This is a genomic window from Pseudoxanthomonas sp. SL93 (assembly GCF_026625825.1).
Lineage (GTDB): Bacteria > Pseudomonadota > Gammaproteobacteria > Xanthomonadales > Xanthomonadaceae > Pseudoxanthomonas_A.
The window spans coordinates 3026020-3041858 of the sequence record NZ_CP113065.1 but is presented as its reverse complement, the minus strand read 5'-3'; the positions used below and the strand labels follow the sequence as shown (position 1 = coordinate 3041858).

Sequence of the window (15839 nt, the reverse complement as noted above, 5' to 3'; positions counted from 1 at the left end):
GGGGCTACCGGCGTTCGGGCAAACGCCTATTGTAGCGGTCGCGGCGCGGGCTCAGGCCGCGCCGGCGGTCAGCCGGTCGGCCACCCAGCGCTCGGCATAGCCGTCGCAGGCGGCGTTTTCGATGAACGCGCAATGCCCGCCCCACGGGGCGATCTCCAGCGTGGCCTGCGGGGGCAGCACCCAGTCGCGGAACGTGTCGAACGGAATGACCGGGTCGTCCTCGGCCATCAGGATGTGCGCCGGCACCTGAAGACCCGCCAGCCGGTCGCCGGCGATGGAGTAGCCGTCGAAGTACGCCTCCAGCGTGCCGAACCCGGTATGCCGCTGCACCAGCCAGTCGGTCAGCGCGCGGATGTCCAGCGCCAGCGTGGCGTCGTCGAAGTCATGCCGCTGCGGGAACAGGTCGCGCTTGCGGACCAGCGAGCTGCGCCACTTGCGGGTGAAGTACCAGTCGTAGAACGGCATGCCGTTCTGGATGCGGTCCATCGTCGTGGCCGGGTCCAGCAGCGGGCACACCGCCGCCACGTGCGCCAGCGCCAGGCCCGCCTCGGGTGCGCGCAACGCCAGCCGCAACGCGAAATTGCCACCCAGCGAGTAGCCGGCGAGCCGCATCGGGCCCGACGCGAACCGCCGCGACACGTCCAGCGCCGCGTGCATCACCTCGTCCAGCCGGTTGGAGTGGAAGAGGTCTTCGTTGAGGTGGTGGGTGTCGCCGTGGTCGCGGAAGTTCAGGCGGAACACCTCGAATCCGCGTGCCAGCAGCTGCGCGGCGGTCGTCCGCATGTAGCTGGATTCGGCACTGCCTTCCCAGCCGTGCAGCAGCAGCGCCAACCCGCGCGATGCCTGGCCCGGCAGGTGGCTGTGCAGGCCCTGCAGCCGCACGCCGTCGCCGCCATCCACGATATGCGCCGTGGTCACCGCACCGGTGCCGCTCAAGGCGCGCATGCCCCGCCGACTGCGGAGCGGGCTGGAACCCAGCACGGATTGCACGTGCGCGTTGCGCAGCCAGCGTGGAGGACGGTAGTCGGCAGCAGTGATCATCGTGGGAGTCGCGAGCCGGGTGGTGTGAGGGTGACACCGGTCAGTGGAGTATGCCCTCGGTTTTCCCCTGACAACGCAAAACCGCGCCGCGACCGGTTAACCGGCGGCCATCGCCTGCACGATGCGCTCGCGCGACAGCTCGGCGATGCGCCGGCGTCCTTCCACGTCGGCGACGCGGATCGGCTCCAGGAAGCAGATGTCGGCGCTGCGTGCCGGCTCGCCCAGCAAGCGCACGAAATTGGCGAAGAAGCTCTCCTTCGGCCCGAACGCCACCACCGGCTGCGCGCTGCCGCGCGCGCCATAGCGCAGCGCCACCGGCTGCACCGGCACACCGGCCTCCACCGCCGCCAGGAAGATGCGCGCATGGAACGGTCCCACCGCATGGCCGTCGCGGGTGCGGCCTTCCGGGAAGACGCCCACCGACTTGCCGCTGCGCAGGCGGAGCATCATCTCGTGCAGCACGCCACCCAGGGATTCCTGGCTGCCGCGCTGGTGGAAGATGGTCTGCCCGCGCGACGCCAGCCAGCCCACCACCGGCCAACTGCGGATCTCGTGCTTGGCCACGAACCCCATCATGCGCTGGCTGTGCAGCGCCTCGATGTCGATCCAGCTGACGTGGTTGGCGACGAACATCGTCGCGCCCGGCAACGGGGTTCCCACGCGGCGCAGGCGGAAGCCGAAGATGCGCATCAGGCCGGCAGACCACTTGCGGACCACCCATTCCTCTAGCCGCTCCCCGCCCACGGCGATGCCGCCCTGCGGAGGCAGCATGCACACCAGGATGAGGGGCAGGAACACCAACAGGTGGATCAGCAGCAGCGGCACGCGGTACAGGTAACGAAACGCACGCGCCACACTGCCGCCACCGGCGGCAGGGACGGGGGGGTTGCTCATCCCGTCACGATACCGGATGGCGGGGTCCGGCGGAATGCGTCCGTGCCCGTCGCAGGGACAGCGCCGGTCACGCTTTCGGCACCGGCACCACCGCCAGGGTCAGTCGCGAGATGCAGACGGGCTTGCCGTCGTCGTTCTCGATGCGGATCTCCCACACCTGCGTGCTGCGCCCGATGTGCAGCGCACGCGCGGTGCCGGTGACCACGCCATCGCGCATCGCGCGCAGGTGGTTGGCATTGATCTCCAGCCCCACCACCATTTCCTTCGTCGTGTCCACGCACAGGTTGCCGGCCATGCTGCCCAGCGTTTCGGCCAGCACCACCGACGCGCCGCCATGCAGGATGCCGAACGGCTGCACCGTGCGACGGTCCACCGGCATCGTCGCGCGCAGCCAGTCCTCGCCCGCCTCGGTCATCACGATGCCCAGGTGCGACACCAGGCTGTCGCGTGCGAAGGCATTCAGGGCGGCAAGGTCGACGGGGGCGCGGAACGTCATCGGGGAATCCGTGATGGTTGAAGGGCGATTGGCATGCCGCTACAGAATACGCCGGTCGGGCGGAGGGCCGGACATGCGCACCCGGCGCTCAGAGGATCGGCACCAGGCCCGCGCCGAAGGCGGTCAGCACGCGCGTGTACAGCCACTTCGGGCCCACGTTGACCTCGGGAAAATCCCCCACGGCCACATAGCAGCGATGGAAGCCGGGGTCCTTCGGCGCCAGCGGCAGCGGGCATTCCGGCCCGGGCTGGAATTCGTAGCTGCTGGCGTAGCGCCACGGCCAGACATCGAAGATCGGCAGCGATTCGGACACCTTGCCCAGGCTGTAGTCCAGGCCCGAGAACACCGGCGGCTTCGCGCGCGGGGCGATCACCCAGGCATTGCGGGGCGACATGTCGCGGCGGATGCTCTCCGCCAGCGCCTGCGCGAAGGCCGCGTCGCGGATCACCACCGCCGCCTCGGTGTTGTAGTTCTCCGAACGCGGATCGAAGTTGTGCGTGCCGATCACCGCGGTGGCGCCGTCGATCACCATCGACTTGGCATGCAGGCCCATGCGCACGCCCGCGCGCTTCAGCGGCAGGGGTTCGGTGGCCGCGCCACTGCTGAAGAACGACGGACGCGACTCGGTGCGCTGCAGGCGGCGCGTGGTCTCGCCCGCGCTGGCGTTCCCCGAGGGCCCGAGCGAACCCGATGGCCCGCGGATTCCCCCGCTGCCCGATGCCGTGCGGGAAGAAACCTCGCCTTCCGTCGCCAGCGGCGGACCATCCGGCATCAACGCGGCGTAGTCCACCGGCGCGTCTTCCGGGAACGGCTTGTACTCGTGGATCTGGAAGCCGAACTCGCGCAGGTAGCGGCGCTTGTACTTGAACGACATCGAGTAAACGATGGGATTGTCGGTGGCCGCCAGGCTGTTGGTGGACACGATGACCCGCGGCGGCGGTTGCCGCTGGCGCAGGGCGCGGAACAGGTTCTGTGCCTGCTTGGACAGCACCAGGTACGGCGTCTGCAGCAGCACTTCGGTCTGCGCGCCGGCGATCAGCGCCTCCAGTTCGGGGGCGGCCGGCGCCGCGTTGTCCGCGCGCTCGCGGCGGTGCTTCTGCGGCAGGTCGGCCACGTACTGCACGGCGCCGACCGGATACGCGGCCTGCACGAAGCGCTGCTCGATCACGCCGGCGTCGTTGGCTTCCAGCGACAGCGCCTGCACCCGCTCCGGCCGCAGGTAGGACGGCACCGGCATGGCGGGCACCCCACCGTCCAGCAGGGTGCGGCCGACGTCATTCAGGCGCTCCGCCGGCACGCTGCGGCGGGCATCCCAGAAGGCCTGGAAGTTGCCCGCCATGGCCGCGGCTTCGGGCCCGGCCACCAGCACGTCGCGGTCGCGGAAGTTGTATTCGGCGTCCCAGTCGTAATAGTCGTCCTGGTAGTTGCGGCCGCCACTGATGCCGATGCGCTCGTCCACCAGCAGCAGCTTGGTGTGCATGCGCTGGTTGAAGCGGCGGAAGCAGCACAGCACGCTGCCCGCATAGTCCAGGTAGTTGAGCTTGGCCTTGCCGAAGCTGGGGTTGTAGATGCGGATGCTGAAGTTGTCGTGCGCGCCCGACAGCGCCGCCAGGATCTCCAGGTCGGCGATGGCCGACAGCTGGTCGATCAGCAGGCGCACCTTCACGCCTCGTCGCGCCGCGGCCAGCAATTCGTCCAGCACCAGGCGGGCGCTGTCGTCCTTGTCGAAGATGTAGGTCTGCAGGTCGATGCGCTGGCGCGCGCTGCGGATCAGGTTGAGCCGCGCCAGCAGCGCGCCCTGGCCTTCGTCCAGGATCACCGCGTAGTGGCGCGGTGCCTGCGGCGTGGATTCGGCCCGTGCACGCGCCCCAAGGTCATACAACGGCGAGGATAGCGCGCAGGCATCGGGCTGCGTGCATTCGACCACGTCCGAGCGCGCCGCCGCCGCGATGCCGGCGGCACGGTCGCGCTGCGCATCGCTCAGGCTGGCGCACGCGCTGCACAGCAACGCAAGCCAGATCGCCGCGCAACGCACGGCCAGGGAAACGGCACGGCGGTTCACGGCTGCGCCCCATCCCTTACGCGTGCGCGCAGTACGAACACCACGCGGTCGCTCACCGCCACCATCCAGTCATCCATGTCGTAGTCGCTGCGGCGCACCGCACCGGTGGCCAGCACGTCGCAGTCCCTGGCGGGGCGGTCGCAGGTGGACGGTGCGACATCCAGGCTGCGCGCGCGGTTGATCCCCTTGATGCTCAGGTCGCCTTCCAGCTTGCCGCCCTCGCGCAGCAGGCGCTCGTCGTACGGCTTGGAGGTGAACACCACCACCGGGTAGCGGTCGGCGTCGAAGAATTTCTCGCTGCGTGCCCATTCGCTGTAGCGCGGGTGACCCAGGATCTCGACGTCGCGGGTGTACATGCGCAGCCGCACCTGGTGGCGGCCATCGGGAAGCCGGGTCACGTCGCCTTCGTAGCGCTTGAACACGCCGTCCAGCACCTGGCCCCAGCGCGTGCGCAGCTCGAACCCAAGCCGCGTGTGGGCCGGGTCGAAATCGCTTTTCTCGCTGGCCTGCAGCGGCCACGCCGCCAGCAGGCCCAGGCCGAGCGCACCCAGCCGGACCAGCGGACTGCCGGGTGTCATGGCCACCAGAAGGCGGACAGGCTGGCCACGCCCGGCTCGATGGTCGCGTCGACCGGCAGCGTCAGCACCACCACCGAGGCGGTGGGCATGCCGCGGTAGTCGCCGGACTGCCCGCTGTGCATCAGCGCCGCCAGCCGTTCGAACCCCGGGTTGTGCCCCACCATCAGCAGGCGCTCGGCTTCGCGGTGCTGGTCGGCCAGGTCCGCCAGCGTGCCGGCGGTGGCTTCGTAGATGCGGTCTTCCAGGCGCTGCTCGACATAGCCGATGGCGCCCAGCACCGCTTCCAGCGTCTCGCGTGAACGGCGGGCCGGCGAACACAGCACCCGGTCCGGCACCAGGCCCTGCTCGGCCAACCAGCGGGCGGCGGCCTCGGCTTCGGCCAGGCCCTGCGGCGACAGCGGGCGGTCGAGGTCGGACTGCCCGGGCGTGGCCGGTTCGGCATGGGCGTGGCGCAGCAGGATCAGTTCACGCATGGGACGCTTGCTCCTTCAAAGTCAGGCCTTCTTGATCCATTTCAGCAACGGGTCCCAGTCGGCCTGGTGATCGCGCACCTGCGCGGACCGGTAATCGAACAGGCTGCGGCCCAGGCCCGCCAGCACGACGTACGCCTGAGTGTCGCGCAATTGCGCCACCACCGGATAGGGCCAGGTCTTCAGCATCTCCACCGCCTGCTGCGAGGCGTTGGTCCACGGCTTGCTGCGGTTGACCACCAGGCCCACCGGCAGCTTGCGCTTGTGCACGCGCGGCACCTTGGCCATGGTGTTCAGGAAACCCACCGTCGCCTCGATGTCCAGCGCCGACGGCAGCACCGGCACCACCACCGCATCGGCGTGCTCGATGAAGGTCTCCAGGTCGTCGGCCATCGAGCCGGCCGGGGCATCGATCACCACCCGCTCCGCGTCCTCCGGCAGCCAGGCGCGCCAGGCGCGCTTGCCGCTGGCGTCGATCGGCAGCACCGCGGTTTCCAGCTCCGCCCGGCGCTCGGCCCAGCGGGTGGAGGAATGCTGGGGATCGGCATCCACCAGCACCGTACGTTTGCCATCGAGTGCGAAATACGCGGCCAGATTGGTCGCCAGGGTGGTCTTGCCCGCGCCGCCCTTGGAGCTGGCGACCAGAATCGTCTTCATGCGCGCACCTCGTTGCCCGGGGAAGCCGCAGGGTACACCGGGGGGGGTGACGCGGGAACAACCGGGAATGACCCACCGACGCGGCGCCATCCCCCGGCCTGCCGCCGCAGCGCGCTGTCCCCGCGCATTCCCCTGCTATCTTCCCTTTCCCCAAGGACCGGTGTGCCCATGAACGAACTGCAGGACCTGACCGCGCTGATCCGCGCCAATACGCCGCTGATCGTCATCGAGACCCAGGACGAAACCCGCGTGGTCGAACTGTTCCGGCAGGCCCTGGGCCAGGTATGGCGGGCACTGCATCGCTGGACGATCACCGAAGGCCTGCGCCGGCTGGACATGGACCGCGAAGACGACGCCGTCGGCCCGCCGGACGCCAGCGCCGCCCTGCAGGCGATCAAGCAGGCCGACCAGCGCGGCATCTACCTGCTGCTCGATTTCCACCCCTACCTGGGCTACGCCAGCAGCCAGCGCCAGCTGCGCGACATCATGCAGCGCCGCCACAGCCTGCCGCACGTGGTGGTGCTGGTGGGCGCGAAGATCGAGCTGCCGTCCGAACTGGAAGCCCTGGCCGTGCGCTTCAACCCGCGCCTGCCCGACGGCAACGCCCTGCTGAAGATGGTGCGCGAGGAAGCCGACCACTACGCCCGCGAGCACGGCGGCCGCCGCGTGGAAGCCGACGGCGAGGCGGTCAAGCAGATCGTGCGCAACCTGCAGGGTCTGAGTCTGGTGGATGCGCGCCGCATCGCGCGGCAGCTGATCTTCGCCGACGGCGCGCTGACCAGCAGCGACCTGCCCGCGCTGAACAAGCTCAAGTTCGAACTGCTCAACCGCAGCGGCCACCTGCACTACGAATACGACACGGCGAAGTTCGCCGACGTCGCCGGTGCCAGCCGCCTGAAGCGCTGGATCGAACAGCGCCGCGCAGTGTTCGTCTCCGGCAACCCGCCGCCCGGGCTGGACCTGCCCAAGGGCGTGCTGCTGCTGGGCGTGCAGGGCTGCGGCAAGTCGATGCTGGCCAAGGCCACCGCCGCCGGTTTCGGCGTGCCGCTGCTGCGGCTGGATTTCGGCACCCTGTACGACAAGTACCACGGTGAAACCGAGAAGAACCTGCGCGCCGCGCTGGCCTCGGCCGAACAGCTGGCGCCCTGCGTGCTGTGGATCGACGAGATCGAGAAAGGCCTGGCCAGCGGCGGCGACGAGGACGGTGGCGTGTCGCGCCGCGTGCTCGGCTACCTGCTCACGTGGATGGCCGAACGCAAGGCCGGCGCGAACAGCGGGCAAGTCTTCCTAGTGGCGACCGCCAACCAGGTACAGGACCTGCCGCCGGAACTGCTGCGCAAGGGCCGCTTTGACGAGATCTTCTTCGTCGACCTGCCCTCGCCCGATGCCCGCGTAGACGTGCTGCGCGTGCACCTGGGCCGTCGCCAGCTGGACCCCGACACCTTCAACCTGCCCGCGCTGGCGGCGGCCGCCGACGGTTTCTCCGGCGCGGAGCTGGAACAGGCCATCGTCTCGGCGATGTACGCCGCGCATGCCGAACAGAAGCCGCTGGACACCGAGCTGGTGATGCACGAGATCCGCAACACCCGCCCGCTGTCGGTGCTGATGGCCGAACAGGTGCAGGCGCTGCGCGAATGGGCGCGGGAACGCACGGTGCCGGCGGACTGATCCCGGTCCGCGTCCTGCCCGTTGCGGCGGCGACGCCATCGGCCTGAACCGCGCATCGGCCTGCATCGCCGCATTCACCCACCGCATACGCGCCTGCGCGCATGGTGAAGGCCCCAGGAGATCACCATGAACCGCAATCGCAGCGCCGCAAGCACCCTGGGCACGCACCTGATGGAACTGGGAACCGCCGCACCCGTCGTCGTGGCCCATCGCATGGCGCAGATGGCGGCGGCGGGCAGCCGGCCCTCGGCGCGCGATCGCCGCGAGTTCGCGCTGATGTCCAACGAAAAGGTTTCGGCCGCGTGGGAGTCCTGGATGGGCATGACCCGCTACGCCATGACATTGAACACGGCCGCCACGCAGGCGGCCTGGGCCTTCTGGATGCCGTGGGCCTTCGCCCCGAAAGCCCTGCCCTCCCCGCAGGATGCGCTGCTGACCCTGGCCACCGCCGGCGTCGCCCCCTATCGCCGCATGGCGATGGCCAATGACCGACGCTTGAGCAACAAGCGCAAGGCGCGCTGAGGTTTGAATACCGGCGGTGTGGCGGCACGGGTTTCGCGGCAGTTATCGCGTCTGTCGAAGGTTTTCGTACAAAGAACCATTGCACGGCCATTGCGCTCATGCCTTGCCGTTGCGCGGGGTTCGCCTGAGATCCCTCCACTTGCGCCGCCGTGCAGTCGGATTCTTCTCGTCAATGACGTCGCGCCAACGATCGTATACATCGGTTTGATACCTTGAGTTGTCGCGAAGGGAGGGATGGGCGGGCCCCGGATCATTCGAGACAAAGAGTGCAAGCACGGGGCCCACGACGGGGATCAGCGCCAGCGCCGAGATCCCGATCTTCTCGATCACGTGGCTGGGACCTCGCCAGACGCGATAGATGATCCACAGAGCAACCAGCTCCGAGAGCGCTACAGCCATCACCGTCGCTATCGTGTCCATAAGCCTTGACGCCAGTCAGCCGTTTCCCAGGGCAACGACGGCATCGTCACGACGAGCGGCAATGACGTCAAGGAGTCTCGCAGGATGGGGTGAAAGGATCAGAAGCCGAGCCCCTCGATGACGAGAGACAACCCCTTGTATGCCGCGGCCGTCGTTATCCCGCAGAGCACCAGCCAGGCCATCAGCCGGATCTCGGCAAATTTGTCGTCAACATAGTCGCCGCGAAAGAACGACGCCTTGTCGCGCGTGAACACCCAGCCCAGGGCCGCGATGCCACTGCGCCACGAACCGAAAAGCAGCCGGCCCCATGCGCCATAGACGGGAACGCACGCCAGTCCTGCAACCGCGAGAGCCCAGGGATGTTGGATGGCTGCGGACATGCTCATTCGGGCGCCCGACGCCCACGTGGCATCAATCCGCGGGATGGGTCGAGCCGTGCGGGGATGTCAGCGGGCATGGGTACGCCAGTGGAGTCCGCGCCAGCCCGATCGCTCAATGGCGACGAAGGTGGAATTGGGTGATGCGTCCGCGTCGCATTGGAAGAAGATGAAGGCAGACGCCATCTCCTTGGAAGAAGGCCACCATGATCGTCTGAACCTGGACGGCGCCGTATCCGCAAACGCAACGGGGCGACACTGATCGGGAAGCAACCACGCCTGCCCTTCAGGCCTGACGAACGCAAGCGCGCTCGCGCTGCTGTCCACACTGTGGACCTCCCGGAGATCGCTCGCTTGCGGTGGCAGCCACGGCGGTATCCAACCCCTGACAACGGCACCCTGGGAGACCGCATCGGCCATGGAGGGATATGACGCGTCCAATACGTCGTTGACGCATCCCGCCAGCAGGATCGACAGGACCGTCGAGATGACGGAAGGCTTGACGGCGCCCCATGTCCGCGCCTTTCCGGGCCATGGCGCGATCGACGGGAACGAGCGATCAGCCGCCATGCCGCAGGACCGTCAGCGTGAGTTCAATCCCCCCTGTCACCACGCTGGCCGGTTCTCCCGGACGAACCACCACGGTAGGCGCCATCGCGCCATGCGAGGAATCCAGCGTGGCCGCCACCTTGATCCTGTCGGGGGCCAGATCCGTAACGGTGACGGTGAACGTGTAGCCCTCCGCACCCGAGACCTCGATCCGGGCAGGCTTGCCCTCCTGCACACTGACCATCGGCGCCGCGAACGGCTTTCCCGCATGCGACAGCGTGGCCGACACCTGATAGGCAGCCGGCTGGACGGCCTGGGATGCATCCGACGCCAAGAGCGCCAGGGTCATGATGAAGAACGTCAGCACGATGCGCATTCAATGCTCCTTTGATCGAATCCATCCGGACACGTGCCTGCCAAGGCGTCGGGATCCACCAAACTGCTGACAACTGTTGAACCCGAATGGCTAGGCGCCTGAATCTTCAACATACAAGGAACCCGTCATGTCCGCCACGCGCGGAACGAAGCCCCGGTCGATGAGTGCGCATGCGACTGCCCCCATGCGCTCTCTGTGGCGGGGATGCTCCGTATAGAAGTCACGCAGCGCTCCCTTCTCCAGAGATTGCCTCAGGGTTTCGTCACTCATGCTTGCTGCCATGGATGCGGCCTCTGCCAGCTCGGAGGCCGATGGATGCCAGGGCATGTTCTGTAGCGCGGATGGCGACCTGAAGGAAAACTCCTGCCCATTGTTGGACGTGGCGAGATCTTCCATGGCGGTGGTTCCGGCCTCGTTGTATGGCAACCCATGCTCAAGGTGGAGCGCACCCCGGAGCAGGTTGGCCGTAACGCAGGATGTAAGTCTTTGATTGGCACTTGCGTCAATCAATTTGACTTTTACGAAGTAGGGCGAGGTGGACCGATTCTTGATGGCTTTTTCGAACGCCGCATGCGCTTGCTCAGGCTCCGCCTGCTGCGAGCAAGCTGGCGCGGCGAGCGCCAATGCAATCATCAGGATGCTGCGCACTCCCATGAGGAACCCCTATTGCCGGAATTGAACCGACCCGCGAAGCGGGTTTGGCGTGCACGAACTGTCAGGCCGCGGACGACGAACGTCATGAACCATGGGGCTGATTGATGAAGCCAAACAGCAGGGACACCCCAAACATGACCCAACCAATGCCCTTGAAGACATCGGCGAAGAGGCGATAGTTGGTTTCGTTGTCCCGGCGGTCGTAGTGATCAACGACAACACTGAGCATCACCAAGCAGGCGCAGACAATTGCGCCGTACATCATCCAAGCCGTGCCGTCGTGGAGGTGGACCCCGCGAGACCTGCGGCCGGGAACGAACAAGTCGTTCACCCAGACGCCATATGTGCCGTAACCAAGCAGGAACACCGAGAAGATGACGTAGCCAATTCTCTCGCCCTTTGGGATGTGATTGGGCTTTCGGGACTCTTCCATGTGGACCAACGCCTGAATTAGGACCGGCCCGCGAAGCGGCGGCGGCTTGAGTGAATTGGCACCCGCCTATTGGCCGGGAGTTTCGTTGCTGGCGCGCACGTGATAGATCCCATCAGCGCCCCGCACCAACTCTTGGGGCATACCCACCTTTCCCGGCGAGCAAGCCGATGAGGAAGGCGCAGACACAAAATTGACGGCTACGAGGAAGGCCGAAAAAATCACGAGACGCAGTTGTGTCATGAGTGGCCTAACGCCTGAATTAAGCCGAACCGCTCTTGCCCGGCCAACTGTCCGATCAATGCCGTAGCGATGCGGCTCGGCTTGAATGAATTATTGGGCGCAGGCGTCAACGTTCGGGACGCTTAGTGGTTACCTTCAGTTTGGATCTCTTGGCGGCCTTCTCTTTCAGCCAGAGGACGAAGAACAGAAGCGCGAATAAGCTGTTGAAGAAGACCAAGCCAGCGCCAGCCAAGTAGCAAATTACTCCGACCACGAGAAATCCGACTGCAGTCCATAGATACGTACCTGAGGTCATGACTCGGCTCCTACCGTCAGTTGCGCCTAACGCCGAACTAAGCCGGCCCGCGGAGCGGGTTCGGCTTGAATGAATTGTTAGGCCTAGCCTACCGGAAGGTCTGGGCCTTGAGTTGTTGCGACGACGGTTCCGCTCGTTTGCGAGAAAGCTCGTTCTTGAGTGGGACCAGGACATCATCGGGAAAGGCAGCGCCCGGCATGTTTGAATCATCAATCCAAGCGTTGGCGAATGCATCCTTGTCCTCTTGGAAGTACGGTGCAATAGCGCCGATCTTCTTGTTTGCGATCTCGGCAGAAAGCACCGCAATCGCGGCATTGCGTTGGAGCTGATGTACCTCAGCCTCAAGACGAAGCACGCGGTAACCGAGGAATATGCAGGCGACGGCTAGTACGGTAAGAAGGACTTTGGATGCCATGAACTCTCCAGCTAGGCCTAACGCCTGAACTAAGTCGGCCCGCGAAGCGGGTTTGGCTTGAATGAATGGTTAGGCGGCTGACCCGCCCGCAGAGTCCGCTTGGACGAAACGATAGAAGCTGTACCCGGACGCCAGAAGGAACAGCCCGCCGAGTGCAACTGCAGTCCACGGCAAGTATTGGTCGATGTAAGGCGCGAGCGGGTCGAACAAGAAGTCGGTGGAACGAGGATAGTCAGGTGCCTGGACCCATCCATGAAGCTCGTTGAAGTAGGCAAAAATGGCACCTAGACCCATGATGAGGAAGTACAGCCCGCGCCGTGCCCATCGATCCGCGATGTCTTGGGTATCCGTAACCATCGCTGCCTAACCCTGTTAACCCCCTCCGGGCCCCGCCCGCATCCTCTCCACGCACAGCCACCCCGTCAAGATTCACTGGGGTCCTCGGATGGGTCTTCGACGGAAACGGTCGCGGCGGCAGTGCGTCGCCGCGGGCGCGCGAAGCGGGTGCCCAGTTCGCGGCGGATGTTGTCCAGGCCTTCGCCCTGGCCGGCCACCTTGAGGAAGGCGTAGGCGTCCAGCGCGGCGACCATCAGGTCGCTGCCCAGCGCGGTCTCGGTGTCGGCCAGGCGCTCGTGCAGGCGGATCACGCGCATCAGCCAGGGGCGCAGCTGGTCCAGGGCGTGCAGGTCGCGCAGGCAGGCGTCCAGGTCGAAGGCACGCGGCAGCACGCCGGGGTGTTGTTGCACCACGTGCATGGATTGGCGGCAGAACGCTTCGGAGTTGTCGCCCATCTTCAACAACCCGCGCCGCTGTGCCGGTGTCAACGCCACCAGCGCGGCGAAGTGGGTTTCGAGGGTGGCCAGCGCGTGCTCGATCTCGTCCGCGGCGTCCGGCGTGAAAGTGATGTCCACCAGGTTCTGACGCATCGTCTCTCCTTGAGTCCTTGTCAGTGCGTGCCGCGTACCTGCGGCAGCCGCAGGCTAACGCGTCGGCGGGCAGCCGGCGCATGCGCACTGGCAATGTGAGAAGACGCCCTGCGCATGACCGGGTGCAGCGGCGGGAAGGGAGGCGGATGGCCCTTCGCGTTGGGTGCCGAGTTGGCCACTCGCCATGTGCCGGGCACCGCGACCCGGAGCGCGAGGCTTTGTGCCCCATGCGCCGGGCATTGCACGTCGCGCTTCGTGCGGGTGAACCCGACGCTTCATGCTCATGCACCCCACGCGCGATGTTGCTGCACCTGACACGTCAGGCGGGGTGCCTCGCGCTCCGGGGTCTGCCACACGAAGCGCCGTGCTCCCGTACCCGCCGCGCCGCGAGGGCGGCATCGCGCTTCGTGCCCGACAACCTGGCGCGCCAGGCTTTCCGCGTGGCGTTCCGGGTGCCGCAGCACGGAGCGCCGTGTTCCCCTGCCTGACGGGTGGGGCTCCGTAGCCCGACGCGCTACAGACGCCCGCCGGTCCGCCGAGGGGCGCGGCACGCCCGCCGGGCCTGAGCGGTGGCAGGCGGCGACCTGTCGGCGTTCGCATCGCCTCTTGAGCACGATTGATCAAGTTTTCAGGACTCCACGTGACCTATCGTCCTGCGCTTTGGAGGAAAGTATCTCCACCGGGCGCCACCTGCGCCGGGACGCCCACCCAACGACACTCCCTGAGGACTACGCCATGAACCTGCTGACCCGCTCCCTGCTGGCTTCCGCCCTGACCCTGGCGGCCATTGCGCCCGCCTTCGCCGCCGACGCCCCGGCCACCGATGCCGCCACCCCCACCGTCGTGCTGGTGCATGGCGCCTTCGCCGACGGCTCGTCGTGGAACAAGGTCATCCCGCTGCTGCAGGCCAAGGGCCTGAAGGCCGTGGCGGTGCAGAACCCGCTGACCTCGCTGGAAGACGACGTGGCCGCGGCCAACCGCGTCATCGACGCGCAGACCGGTCCGGTGGTGCTGGTGGGCCATTCGTGGGCTGGCACCGTCATCACCCAGGCCGGCGGCCATGCCAAGGTGAAGTCGCTGGTGTACGTGGCCTCGTTCGCACCGGCCCTGGGCGAAGCCTCGGTGGACGGCGTGAAGGACCACGCGACGCCGCCGGGCGTGGCGCACTTCATCCAGGATGCGCACGGTTACCTGACGCTGCCGGCCGACGCCATCGCGCGTGATTTCGCCCAGGACGTCAGCGCCGAGGAAGCCAACCTGATCGCCGCCACGCAGGGCCCGGTGCGCGCCGCCAACTTCGCGCAGAAAGTCACCGTCGCCGCCTGGAGCAGCAAGCCGTCGTGGTACATCGTGGCCGCGCAGGACCGCATGATCGACCCGCAGGCCCAGCGCGCCCTGGCCGCACGCATGGGGGCCACCACCACGGTGCTGCAGACCAGCCACGTGCCGATGTCCTCCGACCCGCAGGCCGTCGCTGACGTGATCGCCGCAGCAGCGCGCGCCGCGAAGTAAATCGCGACCACCGCGATGACGTGAGGCGGGCAGGCGACTGCCCGCCTTTTCTATTCTGCGCACGCGGTGCGGATGCGGGTCAGGCGTTGGCCTATCCCGCCAAGCGGCAAACCGCTCCGGATACACGTCGAATCCCCACCCCAGCGTGGGATGACGGTGAACCCTGGGGTGTACCGCTACGGTTTCGAGTGCCAACGCCCGTCAGGCGAACCGCCCCACCACCCACGCCCACAGCGGCAGGGTCACCAGCGACAGCAGGATGCCGTAGCCGACCAGGGCGGCGGCCAGGCGCGGGGCCAGCTGGTGCGAGATGGCGAGGGCGGCGGCGGTGATCATGGTGGGCATGGCCGACTCCAGGACGTTGGCCTGCAGCATCTCGCCGGACATGCCGAACGCCAGCGACAGCGGCAGCGCAAGGGCGGGCATGACGATCAGCCGCAGCAGCAGGCCGACGGCGAGTGGCTTCACCTCGTCGCGCGGCAGTTTCAGCTGGATGGTCAGGCCCACCGCCAGCATCACCAGCGGCAGCATGGCGTCGGCGAGCTTCTGCAGGGCGGCAGCGATCCAGGCGGGGGGCTGTTCCGGCATCAGCGTCAGGCCGAACAGCAGCGCCCACACCGGGGGAAACCTGGCGATGCGACGGCCGATCTCGCGCGCGGTCGGCGGGGTGTCGCCGCCGTAGCGCGCCAGCACGTACAGGCCGAAGGTGGACAGCAGCACGAAGGTACCGAACTGGTCGTAGACCACGGCATACGGCAGCGCGTGTTCGCCCAGCAGCGCGCGCACCATGGGATAGCCGATGAAGCTGCTGTTGCACAGCGCCACGCACAGCAGCAGCACGGCATGCTCGTCGCGGCGGAACTTGAAGGCGCGCGTAGCCAGGGCGACCAGCGCCACGGTGGCGGCGGTCAGCACCCACGGCGTGGCGATCACGCCCAGCAGCGAGGCATCCACGTGCAGGCGTGGCACGTAGGTCAGCACGGCGGCGGGCAGGCAGACGTACAGCACCACGCGGTTGAGCACGTCGGCGGCGTTGTCGGGGAACACGCGCAGGCGTGCGAACACCATGCCGAGCGCAAGCATGGTCAGGATCAGGGCGAATGCGTCGAACGCCATCGTGCAGCGGGGGCAACGTGGGGCGGGCAGGATCGCATACCCGGCCACGCCGCGGCTGCAAGACCTTCGGCGTACGCGCGCCACTGGTTCATTGCGGCGAAGGAAGCGCCGGCATTCCCGCGCGTGAGGGCCGGATCA

General features: G+C 67.2%; 18 protein-coding genes. 3 read left to right on the top strand and 15 right to left on the bottom strand.

Annotation, left to right across the window (positions count from 1 at the left end):
* Nucleotides 1–51 precede the first annotated feature (51 nt).
* The 7 genes from OVA13_RS14250 to OVA13_RS14220 form a co-directional block, all read right to left on the bottom strand.
* Entirely contained in the window at nucleotides 52–1038 is a 987-nt protein-coding gene (locus OVA13_RS14250; protein ID WP_267793541.1) for a YheT family hydrolase, read from the bottom strand.
* 99 nt (nucleotides 1039–1137) lie between these two features.
* Complete coding sequence (locus tag OVA13_RS14245) at nucleotides 1138–1935, bottom strand: lysophospholipid acyltransferase family protein (RefSeq protein ID WP_267791125.1); 798 nt, start codon at nucleotides 1933–1935, stop codon at nucleotides 1138–1140.
* Nucleotides 1936–2002: 67 nt separating this feature from the next.
* Complete coding sequence (locus tag OVA13_RS14240) at nucleotides 2003–2431, bottom strand: hotdog fold thioesterase (RefSeq protein WP_267791124.1); 429 nt, start codon at nucleotides 2429–2431, stop codon at nucleotides 2003–2005.
* A gap of 88 nt (nucleotides 2432–2519) precedes the next feature.
* Nucleotides 2520–4493, bottom strand: a complete 1974-nt coding sequence (locus OVA13_RS14235) for a phospholipase D family protein (RefSeq protein WP_267791123.1) — start codon at nucleotides 4491–4493, stop codon at nucleotides 2520–2522.
* Nucleotides 4490–5071: a YceI family protein gene (locus OVA13_RS14230; RefSeq protein WP_267791122.1), complete on the bottom strand. Its 582-nt coding sequence runs from the start codon at nucleotides 5069–5071 to the stop codon at nucleotides 4490–4492. Before OVA13_RS14230 ends, OVA13_RS14235 begins: the two co-directional genes overlap by 4 nt.
* Entirely contained in the window at nucleotides 5068–5544 is a 477-nt protein-coding gene (locus OVA13_RS14225; RefSeq protein ID WP_267791121.1) for a SixA phosphatase family protein, read from the bottom strand. The genes OVA13_RS14230 and OVA13_RS14225 overlap by 4 nt, the downstream gene beginning before the upstream one ends.
* A gap of 21 nt (nucleotides 5545–5565) precedes the next feature.
* Nucleotides 5566–6198 carry a ParA family protein gene (locus OVA13_RS14220; RefSeq protein ID WP_267791120.1) on the bottom strand — a complete coding sequence of 211 codons (633 nt, stop codon included), beginning with the start codon at nucleotides 6196–6198 and terminating at the stop codon, nucleotides 5566–5568.
* Between the two features lie 168 nt (nucleotides 6199–6366).
* Here OVA13_RS14220 and OVA13_RS14215 point away from each other — a divergent pair, with 168 nt between their 5' ends.
* On the top strand, nucleotides 6367–7866 hold the full coding sequence (locus OVA13_RS14215; protein ID WP_267791119.1) for an AAA family ATPase: 1500 nt from the start codon (nucleotides 6367–6369) through the stop codon (nucleotides 7864–7866).
* A gap of 126 nt (nucleotides 7867–7992) precedes the next feature.
* Nucleotides 7993–8388: a hypothetical protein gene (locus OVA13_RS14210; RefSeq protein ID WP_267791118.1), complete on the top strand. Its 396-nt coding sequence runs from the start codon at nucleotides 7993–7995 to the stop codon at nucleotides 8386–8388.
* 96 nt (nucleotides 8389–8484) lie between these two features.
* On the opposite strand, the gene OVA13_RS14205 is transcribed toward OVA13_RS14210, so the two are convergent.
* The 7 genes from OVA13_RS14205 to OVA13_RS14175 all read right to left on the bottom strand — a co-directional run bounded on the left by OVA13_RS14205 (nucleotide 8485) and on the right by OVA13_RS14175 (nucleotide 13073).
* Nucleotides 8485–8787, bottom strand: a complete 303-nt coding sequence (locus tag OVA13_RS14205) for a hypothetical protein (RefSeq protein WP_267791117.1) — start codon at nucleotides 8785–8787, stop codon at nucleotides 8485–8487.
* Between the two features lie 119 nt (nucleotides 8788–8906).
* Nucleotides 8907–9188 carry a hypothetical protein gene (locus tag OVA13_RS14200; protein WP_267791116.1) on the bottom strand — a complete coding sequence of 94 codons (282 nt, stop codon included), beginning with the start codon at nucleotides 9186–9188 and terminating at the stop codon, nucleotides 8907–8909.
* Between the two features lie 556 nt (nucleotides 9189–9744).
* A complete protein-coding gene (locus OVA13_RS14195) occupies nucleotides 9745–10110 on the bottom strand; it encodes a hypothetical protein (RefSeq protein ID WP_267791115.1) in 366 nt (121 codons plus the stop codon).
* A gap of 90 nt (nucleotides 10111–10200) precedes the next feature.
* The gene (locus OVA13_RS14190; protein ID WP_267791114.1) at nucleotides 10201–10764 is read right to left on the bottom strand and encodes a hypothetical protein; all 564 of its coding nucleotides are present in this window, start codon (nucleotides 10762–10764) and stop codon (nucleotides 10201–10203) included.
* Between the two features lie 82 nt (nucleotides 10765–10846).
* On the bottom strand, nucleotides 10847–11197 hold the full coding sequence (locus tag OVA13_RS14185) for a hypothetical protein (protein ID WP_267791113.1): 351 nt from the start codon (nucleotides 11195–11197) through the stop codon (nucleotides 10847–10849).
* 623 nt (nucleotides 11198–11820) lie between these two features.
* Nucleotides 11821–12147: a hypothetical protein gene (locus tag OVA13_RS14180; RefSeq protein ID WP_267791112.1), complete on the bottom strand. Its 327-nt coding sequence runs from the start codon at nucleotides 12145–12147 to the stop codon at nucleotides 11821–11823.
* A 422-nt stretch (nucleotides 12148–12569) separates the two neighbouring features.
* On the bottom strand, nucleotides 12570–13073 hold the full coding sequence (locus OVA13_RS14175) for a hypothetical protein (protein ID WP_267791111.1): 504 nt from the start codon (nucleotides 13071–13073) through the stop codon (nucleotides 12570–12572).
* Nucleotides 13074–13808: 735 nt separating this feature from the next.
* On the opposite strand from OVA13_RS14175, the gene OVA13_RS14170 reads away from it, so the two are divergent.
* On the top strand, nucleotides 13809–14585 hold the full coding sequence (locus OVA13_RS14170) for an alpha/beta fold hydrolase (RefSeq protein WP_267791110.1): 777 nt from the start codon (nucleotides 13809–13811) through the stop codon (nucleotides 14583–14585).
* Nucleotides 14586–14786: 201 nt separating this feature from the next.
* Here OVA13_RS14170 and OVA13_RS14165 read toward each other — a convergent pair whose 3' ends face one another.
* Nucleotides 14787–15701 carry an AEC family transporter gene (locus OVA13_RS14165; protein ID WP_267791109.1) on the bottom strand — a complete coding sequence of 305 codons (915 nt, stop codon included), beginning with the start codon at nucleotides 15699–15701 and terminating at the stop codon, nucleotides 14787–14789.
* Between the last annotated feature and the right edge of the window lie 138 nt (nucleotides 15702–15839).